Below are 18,658 nucleotides of genomic sequence, written 5' to 3'. Positions count from 1 at the left end.
AAGGCCATGTGGCAGGATCTTCGGCATGCCTGCCAAGAGACCGCCCGTCCCGCTCTCCCGGGAGCGCATCATCGACGCGGCCCTGCACATCGCCGACGGCCAGGGCCTGCGGCGGCTGACCATGCGGCGGCTCGGCGACGCCCTCCAGGTGGAGGCGATGGCCATCTACCACCACCTCCCCCGGGGCAAGGAGGCGCTGATGGACGCGCTCGCCGAGCACGTCACCACCATCCACGTGGAGCCTCCGGGGCAGGACTGGCAGGAGGTGGCCCGCGCCTGGGCCAGGGCCGGCCGGGCCGCGCTGCTGGAGCATCCGGGCGTGCTGTCCCTGGCGCTGACCAAGCCGCCGAAGGGCATGGCCCTGGCCACGATCGCCAACCAGGTCGAGCACCTGCGCGAGGCGGGCCTGCCGGACCCGGCGGGGGCGGTGCGCACGCTGCGCGCGTACATGTTCGGGAGCGTGGCGGTGGAGGTGCAGCGCTCCGGCTGGGCCGACCCGGACGCGACGGTGGAGCACGCCAGGGTCGATTCGGGCGACGACGACTTCGAGCGCGGCCTGGACGCGGTGCTGGCCGGTCTAGCCCGGGCGGGTGGGATGTAACCACTCATTTACCGGAACGACGGCGTGTCGCGCTTGGGCTGTTATCGTCCATAGGGCACTCTTGTGTCGCAGATCACACGTCGGGGGTCGTCCAGCTGGACCGGTTGAAAATCGTCCTAACGGGCTATGTCCTCCGAGAGTGACCTACCACACACTGGTGTAGTCCACTGATACGTCAACCACAGCGCTCGTCCCCCGCACACCTGAGGGATCCGTCCAACGAGCGACCCGAGAAAGACACGGAGCCCCGGCGATGTGCCCTCATGACCCGTCCTGTCCGAGCGCGGAAGCGAAGGATCGAGAAGCCGCCCGTACCGTCGCGGCCCACCCCGAGCAGGGGTGGAGCCTGCTGTGCAACGGTGTCGTCCTGTTCGAGGACACCGGCGAGCTGCTCCCCAACGGTGTCGTGATCGCCCCGCACCGGCCCACCGACATGGCTAGCTCGGCCGCCTGAGCCCTGGTCTGATCCGCGTCTTCAGCCATCGCGCCGACTCCGTGCCCACGAGGGCCGGATCCTTCTTCAGATCGTGTCCCTCCCCCGGGAGCACGACGAGCCTGTCCGCGTCCGCGCGCTCCGGCACCCCGAACGGGTCCCGGTCGCCGTTGACCACCAGAACGGGCACGCCCGCGCCGCGTAGCTCGCCCGCCCGCGACCGCTCCGGTCTGCCCGGCGGGTGCAGCGGGAAGGCCAGCGCCACCACGCCCGCCGCCCCGGCCGCCGTCGCCGTACGGCAGGCGACCCGGGCGCCGTTGCTCCGCCCGCCCTGGACCAGCGGCAACCCGGGCCGCAGCTCCCGCAGCGCCGACATCAGCGCCAGCCAGGCCTCGTCCTGCCTGACCGCGGAGCCGGGCGCCCGCGCCCCGCGCAGCCGGAACGGCTGGACCACGCGGGCCACACTCACCCCGGCCGCCAGGCACGCGTCCCGCACCGCCAGCAGGTCCACGGCGTCGACTCCCCCGGCCGACCCGTGCGTGAGCGCCAGCAGCAGCCACGGCTCGGCCGCGTCGTCGATCTCGGCCAGGCCGGGACCGGACGGCGTCTCGATCTCCATACCCCGACGCTAGCGCCCCTCCTCCGCGGGCCCGCCACGCTCCCCCTGCGGCATTACCGATTCGTCCTCCGAAGGGAGGATGACGTCATGCCGGGCGTGTGACAGATTTGACTACGTGCCGGACACTCATTTGCCCCGTGAGGAACTGCGAGCCACCCTCGAAGCCCGGCGGGACCTCGGTCCCGAGTACGAGGACGCGCTCGTCGACTCGTTCCTGGAGAAACTCGACCGCGAGATCACCGCGCGGGTCCGGGCGGAAGTGGCCACCGCGTCCTCGCACCCTGGCCAGAAGCCCGCCAAGCCCGACAACTCCCATATCCCCGTGGCGCTCGGCTCGCTCGGCATCGCCATCCCGCTGACGGCCATCGCGGCCGGGAACGCGGGCGTCGTGGGCCTGTTCCTGGCCTGGGGCGGCATCGTGCTGATCAATGTGGCCTACGCGCTCGGCCGCCGGCGGCACTAGCCGCCCGGTCCCCCGGGCTCGCCCGGCTCTCAGGGCCGGTCGAGCCGCTCTTTGACCTGGGCCGCGAGGGCACCGTCCTCGTGGTCCAGACCGTAGCGCCAGACCGTCTCCGCGTCGCCGTCGCGCCCGCGCAGCGGCAGCGTGCGGGCCAGCAGCTCGATGGCCAGCGCGGCCGTGTCCGCGTCCGGCCCGGCCTCGACCGCGCCCGCGAACTCCGCGCAGGCCAGCTCCAGATGGGCGATGCCCAGCAGCACCCGCAGGCGCGCCGAGTCCGCCACGCCCGGCACGGCCAGCGCCTCCAGCAGCAGGTCGGCCGCCTGCCCCGGATCGCCCTCCTCCAGCAGGATCTCGGCCATGCGCTCGGCCACCACGGCCAGCCCGGCCGCCGCCTGCTCCCGGTCCGGCGACCGTTCGTCCGCGGCCAGCGCGGCGAAGATCGCGGCGGCTTCGTCCAGCTGTCCCGTCTCGTAGAGACGGCGTGCCTCGTCGAGCTGCCGGACCGCACCGGCCCGCGGATCGATGGCCGTCATGAGGGGGGCGCCTCCAATACGAAAGGATCATCGAGATCCTAACGATTGGAGGCCCCGCGGCGCGGCAGACATGCGCAAAGGGAACGTAATTCAGTCCTCGTAGGACTCCAGCGGAGGGCACGCGCAGACCAGGTTCCGGTCACCGTACGCCTGGTCGATCCGGCCCACCGGCGACCAGTACTTCCAGTCCCGCAAGGACGCCACCGGGTAGGCGGCCTCGGCCCTGGTGTAGGCGTGCGGCCACGCGTCGGCGGTGACGTTCGCGGCGGTGTGCGGCGCGTTCTTGAGCGGGTTGTCCTCCCGGTCGTACGCGCCGGAGCCGACCTTGTCGATCTCGCCCCTGATCGCGACCATGGCCGCCACGAACCGGTCCAGCTCGGCCAGGTCCTCGCTCTCGGTGGGCTCGATCATGAGCGTGCCGGCCACCGGGAACGACATGGTGGGCGCGTGGAACCCGTAGTCCACCAGCCGCTTGGCCACGTCGTCCACGGTCACCCCGGTGTCCTTGGTGATCTTGCGGAGGTCCACGATGCACTCGTGCGCGACCAGCCCGTCCCGGCCGGTGTAGAGCACCGGGTAGTACGGCGCGAGCCGTACGGCCAGGTAGTTGGCCGACAGGATGGCCTGCTCGGTGGCGGCCTTCAGCCCCTCGCCGCCCATCATCCGCACGTACGCCCACGAGATCGGCAGAATCCCCGCCGACCCGTACGGCGCCGCGCTGACCGCCCCCACGCCCCTACCCGGCAGGTACGGCGCGAGGTGCGACTTGACCGCCACCGGCCCGACACCCGGGCCGCCGCCCCCGTGCGGGATGCAGAAGGTCTTGTGCAGGTTCAGGTGCGACACGTCGGCGCCGAACTCGCCCGGCTTGGCCAGGCCGACCAGCGCGTTGAGGTTGGCCCCGTCCACGTACACCTGGCCGCCCGCGTCGTGCACCCGGGCACAGATGTCCGCGATGGCCTCCTCGAACACGCCGTGCGTGGACGGGTAGGTGACCATGATCGCGGCGAGCGCGGCCCGGTGCTTCCCGATCTTGGCGTCCAGGTCGCCCAGGTCGACGTTGCCGTCCTCGTCGCAGGCCACCACGACCACCCGCATGCCGGCCATGACCGCGCTGGCCGCGTTGGTGCCGTGCGCGGAGGACGGGATCAGGCAGACGTCCCGCCCGAGGTCGCCGTTGGCCCGGTGGTAGGCGCGGATCGCCAGCAGCCCGGCGAACTCACCCTGCGACCCGGCGTTGGGCTGCAGCGAGACGGCGTCGTAGCCGGTCACCTCGGCCAGCCAGGACTCCAGGGTCCGGACCAGCTCGGCGTAGCCGCCGGCCTGGTCCGCCGGCGCGAACGGGTGGATGCCGGCGAACTCCGGCCAGGTCACCGGCTCCATCTCGGTGGTCGCGTTGAGCTTCATCGTGCACGAGCCCAGCGGGATCATCGACCGGTCCAGGGCGATGTCCTTGTCCTGCAGTTTCCGCAGGTAGCGCAGCATGGAGGTCTCGGAGTGGTGAGTGTGGAAGACCGGGTGCTCCAGGAAGCCCGAGGTGCGCTCCAGGGCCGCCGGGAGCGCCGCCGGGCCGCCGGAGACCGCGGGCACCCCGAAGGCCGCCCAGACCGTCTCCAGGTGCGCCTGGGTGGTCTTCTCGTCGCAGGAGACGCCCACGTGGTCGGCGTCCGCCAGGCGCAGGTTCACGCCCCGCTCGCGGGCGGCCCCGACGACCGCGGCGGCCCGGCCGGGCACCCGGGCGAGCACGGTGTCGAAGAACTCCCCGTGCGCCACCTCGACGCCGCCGGCCCGCAGGCCCTCGGCGAGCAGGGCCGCGTGCCCGTGCACCCGCCGGGCGATCCGGCGCAGGCCGTCGGGGCCGTGGTAGACCGCGTACATGGAGGCCATCACGGCCAGCAGGACCTGCGCGGTGCAGATGTTGCTGGTGGCCTTCTCCCGGCGGATGTGCTGCTCCCTGGTCTGCAGCGCCAGCCGGTACGCCTGCCGGCCGTCGGCGTCCACCGACACCCCGACCAGGCGGCCGGGCATCTGCCGCTGCAGTCCCTCCCGGACAGCCAGGTAGGCGGCGTGCGGGCCGCCGTACCCGAACGGGACGCCGAAGCGCTGCGAGGAGCCGATCGCGATGTCGGCGCCGAGCGCGGCGGGGGTCTCCAGCAGCGTCAGCGCGAGCAGGTCGGCGGCGGCGACCACCTCGGCGCCCATCGCGTGCGCCCGCGCGGCCAGGTCGCGGAAGTCCCGCACCCGCCCGCTCACGCCCGGGTACTGCACCAGCACGCCGAAACACTCGGGCAGCTCCCCGCCGAGGTCGGCCTCGACGAGCTCGATGCCGAGCGGCTCGGCCCGGGTGGCCAGCACGGCCTTGGTCTGCGGCAGCGCGTCCGCGTCCACCACGAACACCGCGCTGCGCTGCCGGGAGGCCCGGCGGGCCAGGGTCATCGCCTCGGCGGCGGCCGTGCCCTCGTCCAGCAGCGAGGCCCCGGCCACGTCCAGGCCGGTCAGGTCGGTGACCACGGTCTGGAAGTTGAGCAGCGCCTCCAGCCGCCCCTGCGAGATCTCCGGCTGGTACGGCGTGTACGCCGTGTACCACCCCGGGTTCTCCAGCACGTTGCGCAGCACCACGCCGGGCGTGATCGTGTCGTAGTAGCCGAGCCCGATCATCGAGGTCAGCACCTGGTTGCGGGAGGCCAGTTCGCGCAGCTCGGCGAGGGTCTCGGCCTCGCTCAGCGCGGGCGGCAGGGCCAGCGGGTCGGTGGTCCTGATGGCCTTGGGCACGGCCACGCCCACGAGGTCCTCGGTGGTGGCGTAACCGACGGCGGCCAGCATGCGGGCCTGCTCGTCAGCGGACGGACCGATATGACGGCCGACAAATTCGGAGAATACGGTCATGACAGGGCTCCAGGGCGTAGACCATCGCGCCCGGCCGCGGCCGGCCGCTCTTGCGGTCTCCCCCTCTGTCATCGGACCTGAGAGCTTCACCAGTGCCTGATGAGGCGCCTGGCTTTCCCCTTCGGTGCGGCCGCCTGGCTGTACGGCACGCTTTCCAGAGTCGCCTCGCCCGTGCGGTACCGGTGCCTGAGAGATTCCGGGGAGGTTTGCTCCTTCGGCGCCCCTCCTACTGGCAGTGGAAGGGACTCTCCCGCACAAGGTCGTCAGCTGCTAACAACCATACCGCTACCCAGGCGGAACGCTCTCAACCGGTCTTCCGGGCGCGTCGGCGCTGGGCCAGTTCGTCGGAGGGGTGGTCGGCCTCAGGCGGGAGGCCGACCTCCGCGCGTTCCCCCGGCAGCTCCGCGAGCGATCCCTCGACCTCGCGCCAGACCCGCCCGAGCGCGATGCCGAACACGCCCTGCCCGCCCTGCAGCAGGTCGATCACCTCGTCGGCCGAGGTGCACTCGTAGACGCTCACCCCGTCGCTCATCAGGGTGATCTGAGCCAGGTCGTTGACCCCGCGTTCCCGCAGGTGGTGCACGGCGGTACGGATCTGCTGGAGCGACACCCCGGTGTCCAGGAGGCGTTTGACGACCTTGAGCACGAGGATGTCGCGGAAGCTGTAGAGCCGCTGGGAGCCGGAGCCCTGCGCCGCCCTTATGGTCGGCTGGACCAGGTCGGTGCGCGCCCAGTAGTCGAGCTGGCGGTAGGTGATCCCGGCCGCCGAGCACGCCGTGGGGCCGCGGTAGCCGATGTCGTCGGCAACCGCCGCAGGCCGCTCGTCGAACAGCAGGCCCTGCTCGCCGGCGCGCTCCCGCGCCGACTCGCGCTGAACCGGATCATGCCCGGCCGTCTTACCCTCGCCGCTGCTGACCGCCACTGCGGACCTCCGGCTTTCTCTCATCCCACGGCCTGATCTGGGGGTTCTTGAACTACAACCGTGGTTTCCCTTGCACGGTAGGACTGGCGCAAGCCTCAGTCAACGACCGCGATCGGCGCGTCGTGAAGCCGAAAAATCGACCGATCTCAACCGGCACGCCCGAAGTCCTCCGGCGTGATGTTGTCGAGGAACTCGCGGAACTTCTCCACCTCGTCCTCCTGCTCGTCGGGCATGCTGACCCCGGCCTCCCGGACCACGTCCTCACTGGCGAAGATCGACGCGCGGGTGCGGAGCGCCAGCGCGATCGAGTCCGAGGGCCGGGCGCTGACCTCTACGCCGTTGGAGAACACCAGGTCGGCGAAGAAGATCCCGTCACGCAGCGCGACGATGTTCACGGTGCGCAACTGGATCCCCAGCGCGTCCAGCACGTCCCGGAACAGATCATGGGTGAGCGGCCGTGGCGGCGGGTCCTCGGCCTGAGCCAGCGCGATCGCGGTTGCCTCGGTCATGCCGATCCAGATCGGCAGGTACCTGTCACCGTTCGCCTCCTTGAGGAGGACGATCGGCTGGTTCGAGGGCATCTCAACGCGGACCCCCACGACCTCCATCTGCAACACGGGCGACTCACTCTCCGGGATGCGGCATATATCACCAGGCATTCAACGTAACACCCGAGAGCGGGACGCGTGTCAGCGCCCGAGAACGCCCCGAACCCTCTCATTGAGGAGCGCGGCGTGCAAACGCAGCAGAAGCACGGAGATCTCGCGCGCGGATTCCTCAGCGTGGTCTAGGGCTCCGGGCGCCCGGCGGCGCAGCAGGGGGGCCACCGCCTGCTCCAGCAACCCGGCCTCCCGCTCGGCCGCAGCTTTTACCGAGCGCAGGTGCCGGGCGTGCAGTCCGAACCTGGCCAGCCCGCCGACGCTGCGGGCCACGTCGAGCGCGTCGGCGTCGTAGCGGCGCGCCCCGGCCGGGATGAGCCCGTAGCTCTCCAGCTCGGCCAGGGTCTCCTCGTCGATCTCGGCGGCCGCCAGCAGCTCCTCGCGGGTGAGCCGGACCTGCGGCTGCTCGGCGCCGACCGCGCGGGGGCCGGGCGTGTCGGCCAGCTGGTCCTTGATCACCCGCAGCGGCAGGTACTGGTCGCGCTGGGCGGTCAGGATGAAACGCAGCCGCTCGACGTCGGTATGGGTGAACTTGCGGTACCCGGAGGGGCTGCGCTGGGGCTCGATCAGCCCCTCGCCCTCCAGGAACCGGATCTTGGAGATCGTGATCTCGGGGAACTCCCCCTGTAGCAGGGCGAGCACCTCCCCGATGCTCATATGCGCCCTGATCGCCTCAGCGGCCATATGGGCTCACCCCCTTCTCACCCAGCGGTCACGGCCCTCCGGGGCCGCGGGTGAGGAACACCAACCGGAACTTACCGATCTGCACCTCGTCGCCACCCGCCAGCGGGAACTCCTCGATGCGCTCCCGGTTGACGTAGGTGCCGTTGAGGCTGCCCACGTCGCGGGCCGTGAACTGGCCGCCGCGCCGGTAGAACTCGGCGTGCCGCCGGGACACGGTCACATCGTCCAGGAAGATGTCGCTCTCCGGGTGGCGACCCGCCGTGGTGAGGTCGCTGTCGAGCAGGAACCGGCTGCCGGCGTTCGGGCCGCGCATGACGACCAGCAGCGCCGTGCCCGGCGGCAGCTGCTCGACCGCGGACCGATCCGGCAGCAGCGTCTGGCCGGTCGCCTCGTCCACGGCTTCGAGCGAGATCGTCGAAGTCGTGTCCGGCACCACCTGGTGCGCGGGCGGGCTCAGCGGCGAACCGCATCGAGAGCAGAAACGGGCATCCTCGGGGTTGGGGTGACCGCACTGCGTGCAGTAGACGCTGGGCATCGAACGGCTCGGCCTCTCTCACGACTTGCTCAAAACTGCGAATGCCGAAACTTACGCTGATCAGACACGAAGGTCAAGGCAGGCACGCTGGACATTGACTACCCAACGCTACCGTCAGGCACGGTCCAAGGTCCATGCCGCCACACCATCATCATCCGCCAGGGGGGTTCGGGTCGTTCAGGTTATACAGGTTATCGTTTCAAGCCGATCCGGCGGCCCGCTCGACCACCAGAGCCCACCGTTCGATCAGCGTTTGCGCGGTGTCCACGTCGTGGCCCTCCGCCCACAGATGGGTGACCGCCTCGGCCGGGTCCGGCAGCACCATGGCCCAGCTGCCGTCCTCCTCCACGACCCTGACCCCGTCCGTGGTGTCCAGGCGGCGGCCCTCCGCGGCCTCCACGACCGACCGCATGACCGCGCCCTTGTGCGCCCACGGCGTGGGCACGGTACGCCGGAGCAGCTTGGCCTCGGGGATGCGGGCGTCGATCTGGCTGAGTGAGAGCCGGGTCCTGGCGACCAGGCCGAGCAGGCGCAGGAAGACGGCCAGGCCGTCCACGGTGGGGCCGAACTCGGGCACCACGAAGCCGCCGCGGCCGTCGCAGGCGAAGATCGTCTCCGGGTGGGCGGCGGCCGTGGTGAGGGCGTCGATGCCGGTGGCGGTCCAGTCCACGTGCACGCCGTGGAAGCGGCACACCATCTCGGCCACCCGGGTCGTGGTGACCGGCAGCGCCACCCGGCCGCCCCTGCGCTCGGCGGCGACCAGGTCCAGCACCACCAGCAGGGCGCGCTCCTCGCTGATCAGCTGGCCCATCTCGTCGACCAGCGAGACCCGCTCCCCCACCGGGTCGAACCTGACCCCGAAGGCGGCCCGCGAGGAGCCCACCAGCTCGGCCAGGCGCTGCAGGTCGCGGCGGCGCTCGGCCAGGGTCTCGGTGGGCGAGGCGTCGTCCAGCCGGTTGTTGACCGTCAGCACGCCGACGCCGACCCGGCCGAGCAGGCTCGGCAGCACCAGTGAGGAGGTGCCGCCCGCGCAGTCCACCACGACCTTCATCTCGGCGTCCTTGACGCCGGTCATGTCCACGCAGCGGAGCAGCTCGCGGGCGTAGGTGTCCACGGCGCGGGCCGGGAAGGTGAGCTCGGCGATCTCGCCGGGGAAGGCCCTGCGGTACTCCTGGCGGGAGAAGACCCGCTCCAGCTTGCGCTGGGCGGCCGGGGCCAGGTCGGCGCCGGTGTCGTCCAGGAAGACGATGTCCACGCTCTGCGGGTCCCCGGCGGTGGTGCGCAGGGCGATGCCGCCGCGCACGTTCTCCCGGGAGGTGTGGAACCGGGCCACCGGCATGGCGGCGGCCTCCAGGTCCACCACGTTGATGGCGCTGGAGTTGAGCGCGCTGATCACGGCCCGTTTGAGGGCGCGGGCGGCCCGGGAGGCGTCCCTGGAGGTCACCACGGTGTCGCCTTTGCTCAGGGTCGTCGCGTACGCGCTGGCCAGGCGGACGCACAGCTCCGGGGTGATCTCCACGTTGACCAGGCCGGAGACGCCGCGCTGGCCGAACAGGCTGCGCTGGCCGCGGGACTCCCAGATGACGCTGGTGTTGACCACCGCGCCGGCCTCGACCGTCTTGAACGGGTAGATCTTCACCCCGGAGGACACGTACGCCTCCGACTCGATCACACACTCGTCGCCGACGACCGCGTTCTCCTCGATCCTGGCGCCCGTCATCACGTCGGTGTTCTTGCCGATCACGCAGCCGCGCAGGTGGGCGGCCGGGCCCACGTACACGTTGTCGTGGACGACCGCCCGGTGCAGGAAGGCGCCCTCCTTGACCACGGCGTTGCTGCCGAGCACCGTGTACTCGCGCAGCTCCGCGCCGGCCTCGACCTTGGCGTAGTCGCCGATGAACAGCGGGCCCTTGAGCACGGCGTCGGCGTCCACGGAGGCGCCCTCGGCCACCCAGACGCCGGGCGACAGCTCGAAGGCGTCGTCGAAGTCGACCTTGACCCGGCCCTCCAGCACGTCGGCCTGGGCCTTGAGGTAGCTCTCGTGGGTGCCGACGTCCTCCCAGTAGCCGTCCGCCACGTACCCGAACAGGCGGGCGCCGCGGGCCAGCAGGCGGGGGAAGACGTGCGCGGACCAGTCCACCGACTCGCCGGGGGCCACCTCGTCCAGGACGCTGGGCTCCATCACGTAGACGCCGGTGTTGACCGTGTCCGAGAAGACCTGTCCCCAGGTGGGCTTCTCCAGGAAGCGCTGGATGCGGCCCCGCTCGTCGACGATGATGATGCCGAACTCGAGCGGGTTGGGGACCCGTTTGAGGCCGATGGTGACCAGGGCGCGGTTCTCGCGGTGGAACCTGAGCATGTCGGTCAGGTCGATGTCGGTGAGGGCGTCGCCGGAGATGACCAGGAAGCGGTCCTCGCGGAGCCGGTCGGCGGCGTTCTTGACGCTGCCGGCCGTGCCGAGCGGGGTCTCCTCGGTGGCGTAGTGCAGGTTCATGCCCAGCTCGTCGCCGTCGCCGAAGTAGTTGCGGATCAGCGCGGCCAGGAACTGCACGGTCACCACGACCTCGGTGAAGCCGTGCCGTTTGAGCAGGCGGAGCACGTGCTCCATGATCGGGCGGTTGATCACGGGCAGCAGGGGCTTGGGCTGGTTGGCCGTCATCGGGCGGAGGCGGGTGCCCTCCCCGCCCGCCATCACCACGGCCTTCACGTCCCGGCCTTCACGTCACGGCCCTCACGTCGATCCCACCTTCACCGGGACGCACGTGCGAGCCTGCGCACCTGCACCACGTACAGCACTCCCGCCCACCAGTACAGACCCGTACCCCAGATGACGAAGGCCCATCCGAATATCGCGCATATCTCCGCGTACCACCCGGAGTGGGAGGCCAGGAACAGGAGCGGGAAGGCGTACATCAGGTTGGCGGTGGCCGCCTTGCCGAGGAAGTGCACGGGGAGGGCCGGGCCGTACCCGAGGCGGCGCAGGATCGGGACCATGCAGAGCAGCAGCAGGTCGCGGGCGAGGACCACGGCGACCAGCCACCAGGGGATGATCTCGCGCAGCACCAGGCCGAGCAGGGTGGCCAGGATGTAGAGGCGGTCGGCGGCCGGGTCGATGAGCCGGCCGAGCCTGCTGGTCTGGTTCCAGGCCCTGGCCAGCTTGCCGTCCAGCCAGTCGGAGAAGCCGGCGACCATCAGCAGGGCGATGGCCCAGCCGTCGGCCTGCGGGCCCAGCACGAGCCAGAGGAACACCGGCACGCCGAGCAGGCGCAGGAAGCTCAGGAGATTCGGAATCGTCCAAATCCGGTCTTCGGCGGTGTCCACGAACCAGACCCTACATGCGCGCGGCGCGCCCCCGGCGTCCGTGCGCCCCCGTTAAACGACACGTCACACCGGGGTCACAACCGTGTCACGGGCGGGTCGGGCGGAAGTCCGCGTCCACCAGGCCGAGCCGGTGCGCCACCACGGCCGCCTGGGTGCGGTTGCGCAGCTCCAGCTTCTCCATGACCGAGGCCACGTGGGTCTTGACGGTGGTGACGCCCAGGTGGAGGCGTTCGCCGATCTCGCCGTTGGACAGGCCGATGCCGACCAGGGTGAGGACCTGGAGTTCGCGCTCGGTGAGGGAGTCGGGCAGCGGCGGGCTGTCCCGCTCCGCGGCCAGGGCGCGGGCCATCACCCGGCGCAGCACCGAGGCGGCCAGCAGGGGCTCGCCCTGGGCGGCCCGCCGGACGGCCTCGACCATGCGGTCCGGCGGGTCGTCCTTGACCAGGAAGCCGGTCGCCCCGGCGCGCAGCGCCGCGTACACGTTCTCGTCCTCGGCGAAGGTGGTGAGCACCACGATCACCGTGCCCGGCCGCGCGGCCAGGATGCGCCTGGTCGCCTCCAGGCCGTCCACCAGCGGCATGCGCAGGTCCATCAGCACCACGTCGGGCCGATGCCGTTCCGCCTCCCGTACGGCCTGGGCCCCGTCGGCCGCCTCGGCGCACACGGTCATGCCCCCGGCCGCCTCCAGCATCATCCGCACCCCGGCCCGGACCAGCGCCTGGTCGTCGGCCACCACGATCCTGATCACCGGGGGCCGCCCTTGGCGAGGCGGGTGACCGCGCAGTCCCAGCCGGGGCCCGCCTCGGGCAGCGCGAAGGCCGCCGCGAGCCGCCAGCCGCCGTCGGGCAGCGGGCCCGCGGTGAGCCGGCCGCCCAGGGCGTGGGCGCGTTCCCGCATGCCGGGGATGCCCTGCCCCGAGGAGGGCAGCCGCGGCGGGCTCGCCGCGCCGCCCGCCTCGTTGCGCACCTCCACGGTGAGCTCGTGTTCGGTGACCGCCACCCGCACCCGGGCGGGCGCGCCGGGCCCGGCGTGTTTGAGCACGTTGGTGAGTCCCTCCTGGACGATCCTGGCGGCCGAGGCGCGGGCCACCAGGGGGGCCACGGCGACCTCGGGGGCGATCTCCAGCGCCACGTCCAGGCCGGCCCCGGCCACGCGGGCGGCGGCGTCGCGCATCACGTCCTCCGGGTCGCCGACCGGGAGTTCCGCGCCGGGGGCGCGCAGCACGGTCAGCAGGCCGCGCAGGTCCTCCAGGACCTGGTGGCCGGTGGCGCGGATGTCGGCCAGGGCTTCGGCCGCGGGGCCGCCGGCGCCCGCGTACTCGGCCGCGCCGGCGCGCAGGACCATGGCGCCGACGTGGTGGGCGACGATGTCGTGGACCTCGCGGGCGATGCGCTCCCGCTCGGCCAGGCGGTCGGAGCGGGCGCGCTCCTCGGCCAACTCGACCTCGCGCCTGGCGGCGGTGCGCCGTACCCGGAAGAAGGCGCCGATGGCGGCCGGGGCGGCGACCATGGTGCCGAGCACGGGCAGCCACCAGTACGTCACCGGCGAGCCGGCGCCCATCGCGGTGACGGCGGTGATCAGGCAGCAGAGCGCGTACCCGGCGAGCAGCCTGCGCCAGGTGACGTGGCTGGCGTAGACGCCGAGCGCGATGAAGAGCAGCACCTGCAGGCTGGCGGCGGTCTCGGGCGCGACTGCGGCGGCGAGCAGCAGGGCGGCGCTCTCCAGCAGCAGGACCGCGCCCGGCCGCCAGCGGACCACGCCGAGCGCCAGCCCGGACAGGACCGCGAGCAGCCCGATCGCCCACTCCTGCACGCGCGCGTCCGGCCAGCTCGTCCAGGTGCCCAGCACGGCGAAGGCGACCCCGAGGCCGGCCAGCAGAGCGTCCAGCAGCGGAGCCCGCTCCTCCCCGGCCAGAAGTAGATCCGGGGCAAAACCACGCCAGCGCATGACAGAACGGTATCGGCCCCGGTCAGTGCCGTGGTTTCCCGCCGCGCTACGCCCTGGGGAGGACCTGGGTCCTTCAAGTGGCCGGTCAGTGTGGCCGCTCGCATGTTTCCGCCGGTGCCCCGCACCCTTTAACGTGCGGCCATGGCTAACGAACCAGCGCTCTTCTTCGGGCAGTTCATGCGCTCTCCCGCGTCGATCGGCGCCATCGCCCCCAGCTCGCGGCGGCTGGCCGCCGCGATCACCGTCCCGATCCCCGAGGACGGCGACCCGGTGGTGGTGGAGCTGGGTCCCGGGACGGGCTCGTTCACCGCCGAGATCCAGCGCCGGCTCGGCGGGCGGGGCCGGCACCTGGCGGTGGAGATCAATCCCTCCCTGGCCGGTCATCTGTCCCGCAGCCACCCGGGAGTGGAGGTGATCGTGGACGACGCCACCAAGCTCCCCGAGCTGCTGGACGCCCGGCACGCCGGGCAGGCCGACGTGATCATCAGCGGGCTGCCGTGGGCGGCCTTCGGGGCGGGCACCCAGCGGGCCCTGCTGGACGGCGTGCTGACGGCCATGAAGCCGGAGGCCGCTTTCACCATGTTCGCGTACGTGCACGCGCGGCGGCTGCCCCCGGCGGTGCGGATCAGGAAGGCCCTGGTGGACAACTTCGAGGAGGTCGTGCTCGGCCGGACGGTGTGGCGCAACCTGCCCCCGGCGTTCGTCTATCACGCCCGCCGCCCCCGCCGGACTGGAGTCTGACCGAACCTTCTTCTAGTATTGCCCGCCATGGACTTCACGCTTCCGGAGAGCGCCCAAGCCGTCCAGGCCGGGATCGCGGCCATCTGCGCGCACTACGACATGGACTACTGGCAGCGGTGCGAGGCCGAGAAGCGCTGGCCGGAGGAGGTCTGGGCCGAGCTGGCCAAGGGCGGCTGGCTCGGCCTGGCCGTCCCGGAGGAGTACGGCGGCGGCGGCCAGGGCCTGCTCGAACTGGCCGTGGCCACCGAGACGCTGGCGGCGGGCGGCTCGGCCGGGGGCTCCGCATTCACGTACGTGCTGACGCCCGGTTTCGGCGCCCTCACCCTGTCCCGGCACGGCAGCCCCGCCCAGCGCGCGGAACTGCTGCCCAAGCTGGCCACCGGCGAGATGGAGACCTGCTTCGCGCTGACCGAACCGGACGCGGGCTCCAACGCGCTGGCCATCGCCACCTCCGCCCGCGCGGACGGCTCCGAGTTCGTGATCAACGGCCAGAAGATCTGGATCACCGGGGTGCAGCGGGCCGGCCGGATGCTCCTGGTCACGCGGACCATTCCCGCCGCCGAGGCCAAGCCCCGCACCAGCGGCCTGACCGTCTTCCTGGTCGACGTGCCGGCCGCCGTGGCCGCCGGCCAGCTGAGTTACCGCCCCATCCCGAAGCTGGGCGCCAACACCACGCCGTCCAACATGGTCTTCTTCGACGACCTGCGCGTGCCCGCCAGTTCCGTCCTCGGCGAGGTCCACGGCGGCGCGGCCGTCCTGTGGGACATCCTCAACCCCGAGCGCATCCTCCTGGGCGCCTCCGCCATCGGCGGCGCCGAGGTGGCGCTGCGGCTGGCCGTCGCGTACGCCAAGGAGCGCGAGGTCTTCGGCCGCCCGATCGGCGCCAACCAGGCGATCGCGTTCCCGCTGGCCCAGGTGAAGGCCAAGATCGAGCTGGCCAGGCTCATGCTGTACAAGGCCGCCTGGCTGTTCGACCAGGGCCTGCCGTGCGCCGCCGAGGCCAACATCGGCAAGCTCACGGCCTCCCAGGCGGCGTGGGAGGCGGCCGACGCGGCCTTCCAGACCCACGGCGGCATGGCGTACTCGCTGGAGTACCCGGTCGCCCGCCTCCTCACCGAGGCCCGCATCGGCAAGGTCGCGCCCGTCACCGAGGAACTCCTCCTCAACTTCGTCGCCACCCAGGTGCTGGGCCTGCCCCGCAGCTTCTGACGCGGCCCCGGTCAGCCGGTGAAGGCCTCGCGGAGGCGGGCGGCGGCGTAGTCGCGGGCCTCGCCGGCCTGGTCGAAGAAGCCGGGCAGGCCGTAGAAGCCGTGCAGGCTGCCCTCGTAGCAGCGGTAGCCGACCGGCACGCCCGCGCCGCGCAGCGCGTCCGCGTAGGCGGCTCCCTCGTCGCAGAGGGGGTCGCACTCCGCGGTGATCACGGTCGCCGGGGCCAGGCCGGACATGTCCGCCAGCCTCAGCGGCGCCAGTCTCGGGTCGGACGGGTCCGCTCCGCCGGCGTACTTCTTGACGAACCAGGCCATCTCATCGGCGCCGAGGCCGAAGCCGGAGGCGTACGCGCGGTAGCTGGGGGTGTCCATGGCGACGTCCACGACCGGGTAGACGAGCAGCTGGTGGGCCAGCCGGTAGCCGGCGTCCCTGGCCTGCCAGGCCACCACGGCCGCCAGGTTCCCGCCCGCGCTGTCCCCCACGACCGCGACCCTCGACGGGTCCGCGCCGTAGCGTTCCGGCCGCTCGAACACGTCGGCCAGGACCGTCCAGGCGTCGTCCGCCGCCGCGGGGAACCGGTGCTCGGGGGCCAGCCGGTAGTCCACGGAGACGACCACGGCCCCGGTCCGCGCCGCCAGGTCCCGGGCGAGGGGGTCGTTGCGCTCGACACTGCCGTACACCCAGCCGCCGCCGTGGTAGTAGACCGCCACCGGCGACGGCCCGGCGTCCCCGGCCGGGCGGTAGATCCGGACGGGGACCCCGGTCTCCTCGTCGTCGCGCACGGCCGCCATGGGCGCGGGCGCGCCCCGCTGCGCCGCCATCGCGTCCATCGTGCGCAGCTGCCGGATCTCGTCATCGGTGATCGTCGCCAGATCGGCGCTCATGTCGGCGGGGAACAGCTTCAGATACGCGGCAGCCTGGGGATTCAATGCCATAAGCGGCACAGTAACCCAAACCAACCGATCTTCCACCAAGCCACACGGCGGCGGCGCCGGTCGGCTCTTGTGCGGCGGCCAGTTAACGCGGTAGAAACGTCTGACAATACTTCAATCCTTGAACCAAGTTTTACCAGGTCACGAGAGAGCGCTCTCACGATCCGTGTTCAACGCCGTGCACACGGCGGAAAGGACGAACTGTATGACGAGCCAGACTCCCGGCGACGGGAGTGTCACGAGGCGGCGCCCGCGGTTGCGCCGGGCGTTCACGTTAGGCGTCGTGCTGACGACCGCCGTCATGACGGCGGGCACCGCCACCGCCGCGTCGGGAGGCCGCCACGGCTCCCCCGACCTCGGGCCGAACGTCACCGTCTTCGATCCGAGCATGCCCGTCAGCACGATCCAGGCGACCCTCGACGCGGCGCACGCGGCCCAGGTCAACAACGAGATGGGCACCACGCGCCACGCGTACCTCTTCAAGCCCGGCACGTACGGCACCGCCGAGCAGCCGCTCCAGATCAAGGTCGGCTACTACACCGAGGTCTCCGGCCTCGGCGCCTCCCCCGCCGACGTCGTCATCAACGGCAAGGTGGAGGTCTACAACCGCTGCCTGGCGGACAACGGGACCGGCAACTGCCTCGCCCTCGTCAACTTCTGGCGCACCCTGTCCAACCTGTCGATCAACGTCAACGCGCTCGGCCAGGACGGCTGCCGCGCGTCGGCCAACTTCTGGGCCGTCTCCCAGGCGGTGTCGCTGCGCCGCCTCAACATCAGCGGCGGCAACCTGTCGCTGATGGACTACTGCACCGCCGGCCCGCAGTACGCCAGCGGCGGCTTCATCGCCGACTCCAGGCTGCCGTCCGTCACGAACGGATCGCAGCAGCAGTGGCTGACCCGCAACAGCGAGGTCGCCGGCTGGTCAAACGCCGTCTGGAACCAGGTCTTCGCGGGCGTCGTCGGCGCGCCGGACGACTCGGCGTTCCCGAGCCCGCCGTACACCACCCTGGAGACCACTCCCCTCAGCCGGGAGAAGCCCTTCCTGTACGTCGACGCGCAGGGCAGGTACAACGTCCGCGTGCCCGAGGCCCGCAGGGGCACCCGCGGCATCACCTGGGCCGACGGCCTGACCCCGGGCCGTACGCTGCCGATCCACGAGTTCTTCGTGGCGAAGCCGTCGGACTCGGTGCAGACCATCAACAACCAGCTCGCCCGCGGCAAGAACCTCCTGCTCACCCCCGGCGTGTACGACATCGCCCGCAGCATCGAGGTCAAGCGCGCGAACACGGTCGTGCTCGGCATCGGGCACGCCACGCTCACCGCGGTCAACGGCTCGACCCCGCTCGAGGTGGCCGACGTGCCCGGCGTCGTCGTCGCCGGCGTCACCATCGACGCGGGTCTCAAGAAGTCGCCCGTCCTGCTCAAGGTGGGCAAGCAGCGGCACGGCCACGGCCACGGCCATGACAAGGGCCACGGTTCCAACAACCCGACGACCCTCTCCGACGTGTACTTCCGCGTCGGCGGGCCGCACATCGGCAAGACCGAGACCGCGCTCGAGGTCAACAGCGACAACGTGCTCATCGACCACACCTGGGTGTGGCGCGCCGACCACGGCGTCGAGGGCTTCACCGACACCCAGCGCTGGAACACCAACACCGGCCGCACCGGCGCGATCATCAACGGCGACCGCGTGACCGCGACCGGCCTGTTCGTCGAGCACTTCCAGCGCTACAACACCGTCTGGAACGGCGAGGACGGCACCACGATCCTCTACCAGAACGAACTGCCGTACGACCCGCCGACCCAGGCCGACTGGATGAACGGCACCGTCGAGGGCTACGCCGGCTACAAGGTCGGCAACCACGTGAAGAGGCACAACCTCTACGGCGGCGGCGTCTACGTCTTCAACCAGAACAACCCGTCGATCCACACCGAGAACGGCTTCGAGGTCCCGGCCACCCCCGGCGTGAAGCTGCACCACATCATGACCGTCAACCTCAGCGCCGGAATCATCGACCACGTGGTCAACGGCATAGGCGACGCGGCCGACACAACCAAGATCGGCGCCCCGATCTACATCACGGACTATCCGGCTCCGTAATTCCCACCCCGGTGGGCCGACGTCTCCGACCCGGCCCATCGGGACTTCAATGAATCAGAGAAATACCCGAGGCGT

At 71.5% G+C, this 18,658-nt stretch carries 18 protein-coding genes and 2 riboswitches; of the genes, 6 read left to right on the top strand and 12 right to left on the bottom strand.

The features are described from left to right. Positions 1-25: 25 nt before the first annotated feature. Together Aph01nite_RS12225 and Aph01nite_RS12220 are read left to right on the top strand one after the other, a co-directional pair. Positions 26-601, top strand: a complete 576-nt coding sequence (locus Aph01nite_RS12225; protein ID WP_204040946.1) for a TetR/AcrR family transcriptional regulator C-terminal domain-containing protein — start codon at positions 26-28, stop codon at positions 599-601. 253 nt (positions 602-854) lie between these two features. After that, entirely contained in the window at positions 855-1,055 is a 201-nt protein-coding gene (locus Aph01nite_RS12220) for a DUF5999 family protein (RefSeq protein ID WP_204040945.1), read from the top strand. Here the strand turns inward: Aph01nite_RS12220 and Aph01nite_RS12215 are convergent. Beyond that, positions 1,039-1,653: an alpha/beta hydrolase family protein gene (locus Aph01nite_RS12215; RefSeq protein WP_204040944.1), complete on the bottom strand. Its 615-nt coding sequence runs from the start codon at positions 1,651-1,653 to the stop codon at positions 1,039-1,041. The genes Aph01nite_RS12220 and Aph01nite_RS12215 overlap by 17 nt on opposite strands. A gap of 115 nt (positions 1,654-1,768) precedes the next feature. Between Aph01nite_RS12215 and Aph01nite_RS12210 the strand changes: the two genes are divergently transcribed. Then, positions 1,769-2,116 (top strand): hypothetical protein, encoded by a 348-nt coding sequence (locus Aph01nite_RS12210; RefSeq protein ID WP_204040943.1) that lies wholly within the window; start codon positions 1,769-1,771, stop codon positions 2,114-2,116. A 29-nt stretch (positions 2,117-2,145) separates the two neighbouring features. Here Aph01nite_RS12210 and Aph01nite_RS12205 read toward each other — a convergent pair whose 3' ends face one another. The 10 genes from Aph01nite_RS12205 to Aph01nite_RS12160 all read right to left on the bottom strand — a co-directional run bounded on the left by Aph01nite_RS12205 (position 2,146) and on the right by Aph01nite_RS12160 (position 13,600). Continuing rightward, complete coding sequence (locus Aph01nite_RS12205; protein ID WP_204040942.1) at positions 2,146-2,646, bottom strand: hypothetical protein; 501 nt, start codon at positions 2,644-2,646, stop codon at positions 2,146-2,148. 90 nt (positions 2,647-2,736) lie between these two features. After that, positions 2,737-5,532, bottom strand: a complete 2,796-nt coding sequence (gcvP, locus tag Aph01nite_RS12200) for an aminomethyl-transferring glycine dehydrogenase (RefSeq protein WP_204040941.1) — start codon at positions 5,530-5,532, stop codon at positions 2,737-2,739. Positions 5,533-5,587: 55 nt separating this feature from the next. Continuing rightward, positions 5,588-5,696, bottom strand: a riboswitch (glycine riboswitch). Beyond that, positions 5,697-5,795: riboswitch (glycine riboswitch) on the bottom strand. Positions 5,796-5,836: 41 nt separating this feature from the next. Further along, the gene (locus Aph01nite_RS12195) at positions 5,837-6,454 is read right to left on the bottom strand and encodes a MerR family transcriptional regulator (protein WP_239161613.1); all 618 of its coding nucleotides are present in this window, start codon (positions 6,452-6,454) and stop codon (positions 5,837-5,839) included. Between the two features lie 146 nt (positions 6,455-6,600). Continuing rightward, on the bottom strand, positions 6,601-7,071 hold the full coding sequence (locus Aph01nite_RS12190; protein WP_204040939.1) for a bifunctional nuclease family protein: 471 nt from the start codon (positions 7,069-7,071) through the stop codon (positions 6,601-6,603). A 72-nt stretch (positions 7,072-7,143) separates the two neighbouring features. Then, positions 7,144-7,770, bottom strand: a complete 627-nt coding sequence (gene ftsR, locus Aph01nite_RS12185; protein WP_239161612.1) for a transcriptional regulator FtsR — start codon at positions 7,768-7,770, stop codon at positions 7,144-7,146. Positions 7,771-7,825: 55 nt separating this feature from the next. Next, the gene (locus Aph01nite_RS12180; RefSeq protein WP_155350791.1) at positions 7,826-8,332 is read right to left on the bottom strand and encodes an FHA domain-containing protein; all 507 of its coding nucleotides are present in this window, start codon (positions 8,330-8,332) and stop codon (positions 7,826-7,828) included. Between the two features lie 199 nt (positions 8,333-8,531). Next, positions 8,532-11,039 carry a mannose-1-phosphate guanyltransferase gene (locus Aph01nite_RS12175; RefSeq protein WP_204040937.1) on the bottom strand — a complete coding sequence of 836 codons (2,508 nt, stop codon included), beginning with the start codon at positions 11,037-11,039 and terminating at the stop codon, positions 8,532-8,534. 41 nt (positions 11,040-11,080) lie between these two features. Further along, a complete protein-coding gene (clsA, locus tag Aph01nite_RS12170) occupies positions 11,081-11,653 on the bottom strand; it encodes a cardiolipin synthase ClsA (RefSeq protein ID WP_204040936.1) in 573 nt (190 codons plus the stop codon). An 85-nt stretch (positions 11,654-11,738) separates the two neighbouring features. Beyond that, positions 11,739-12,401 carry a response regulator gene (locus Aph01nite_RS12165; RefSeq protein WP_204040935.1) on the bottom strand — a complete coding sequence of 221 codons (663 nt, stop codon included), beginning with the start codon at positions 12,399-12,401 and terminating at the stop codon, positions 11,739-11,741. After that, a complete protein-coding gene (locus Aph01nite_RS12160) occupies positions 12,398-13,600 on the bottom strand; it encodes a sensor histidine kinase (protein WP_204040934.1) in 1,203 nt (400 codons plus the stop codon). The genes Aph01nite_RS12165 and Aph01nite_RS12160 overlap by 4 nt, the downstream gene beginning before the upstream one ends. 141 nt (positions 13,601-13,741) lie before the next feature. On the opposite strand from Aph01nite_RS12160, the gene Aph01nite_RS12155 reads away from it, so the two are divergent. Together Aph01nite_RS12155 and Aph01nite_RS12150 are read left to right on the top strand one after the other, a co-directional pair. Beyond that, entirely contained in the window at positions 13,742-14,341 is a 600-nt protein-coding gene (locus Aph01nite_RS12155) for a class I SAM-dependent methyltransferase (protein ID WP_204040933.1), read from the top strand. 27 nt (positions 14,342-14,368) lie between these two features. Further along, on the top strand, positions 14,369-15,550 hold the full coding sequence (locus Aph01nite_RS12150; RefSeq protein WP_204040932.1) for an acyl-CoA dehydrogenase family protein: 1,182 nt from the start codon (positions 14,369-14,371) through the stop codon (positions 15,548-15,550). Between the two features lie 11 nt (positions 15,551-15,561). Here the strand turns inward: Aph01nite_RS12150 and Aph01nite_RS12145 are convergent, their stop codons facing one another. After that, a complete protein-coding gene (locus Aph01nite_RS12145; protein ID WP_204040931.1) occupies positions 15,562-16,485 on the bottom strand; it encodes an alpha/beta hydrolase in 924 nt (307 codons plus the stop codon). 202 nt (positions 16,486-16,687) lie between these two features. Between Aph01nite_RS12145 and Aph01nite_RS12140 the strand changes: the two genes are divergently transcribed. Continuing rightward, positions 16,688-18,583, top strand: a complete 1,896-nt coding sequence (locus tag Aph01nite_RS12140) for a pectate lyase-like domain-containing protein (protein WP_239161611.1) — start codon at positions 16,688-16,690, stop codon at positions 18,581-18,583. Positions 18,584-18,658 lie beyond the last annotated feature (75 nt).

The organism is Acrocarpospora phusangensis (genome assembly GCF_016862995.1).
Lineage (GTDB): Bacteria > Actinomycetota > Actinomycetes > Streptosporangiales > Streptosporangiaceae > Acrocarpospora > Acrocarpospora phusangensis.
This window is presented reverse-complemented; position numbering and strand designations above follow the sequence as displayed.

What these genes read in the sequence shown, in the direction of transcription:
- Aph01nite_RS12205 (WP_204040942.1), bottom strand. Translation starts at nt 2,646, where the DNA reads ATGACGGCCATCGATCCGCGGGCCGGTGCGGTCCGGCAGCTCGACGAG.
- Aph01nite_RS12150 (WP_204040932.1), top strand. Translation starts at nt 14,369, where the DNA reads ATGGACTTCACGCTTCCGGAGAGCGCCCAAGCCGTCCAGGCCGGGATC.
- ftsR (WP_239161612.1), bottom strand. Translation starts at nt 7,770, where the DNA reads ATGAGCATCGGGGAGGTGCTCGCCCTGCTACAGGGGGAGTTCCCCGAG.
- Aph01nite_RS12180 (WP_155350791.1), bottom strand. Translation starts at nt 8,332, where the DNA reads ATGCCCAGCGTCTACTGCACGCAGTGCGGTCACCCCAACCCCGAGGAT.
- Aph01nite_RS12225 (WP_204040946.1), top strand. Translation starts at nt 26, where the DNA reads ATGCCTGCCAAGAGACCGCCCGTCCCGCTCTCCCGGGAGCGCATCATC.
- Aph01nite_RS12220 (WP_204040945.1), top strand. Translation starts at nt 855, where the DNA reads ATGTGCCCTCATGACCCGTCCTGTCCGAGCGCGGAAGCGAAGGATCGA.
- gcvP (WP_204040941.1), bottom strand. Translation starts at nt 5,532, where the DNA reads ATGACCGTATTCTCCGAATTTGTCGGCCGTCATATCGGTCCGTCCGCT.
- Aph01nite_RS12140 (WP_239161611.1), top strand. Translation starts at nt 16,688, where the DNA reads ATGACGAGCCAGACTCCCGGCGACGGGAGTGTCACGAGGCGGCGCCCG.
- Aph01nite_RS12145 (WP_204040931.1), bottom strand. Translation starts at nt 16,485, where the DNA reads ATGGCATTGAATCCCCAGGCTGCCGCGTATCTGAAGCTGTTCCCCGCC.
- Aph01nite_RS12215 (WP_204040944.1), bottom strand. Translation starts at nt 1,653, where the DNA reads ATGGAGATCGAGACGCCGTCCGGTCCCGGCCTGGCCGAGATCGACGAC.
- Aph01nite_RS12155 (WP_204040933.1), top strand. Translation starts at nt 13,742, where the DNA reads ATGGCTAACGAACCAGCGCTCTTCTTCGGGCAGTTCATGCGCTCTCCC.
- Aph01nite_RS12160 (WP_204040934.1), bottom strand. Translation starts at nt 13,600, where the DNA reads ATGCGCTGGCGTGGTTTTGCCCCGGATCTACTTCTGGCCGGGGAGGAG.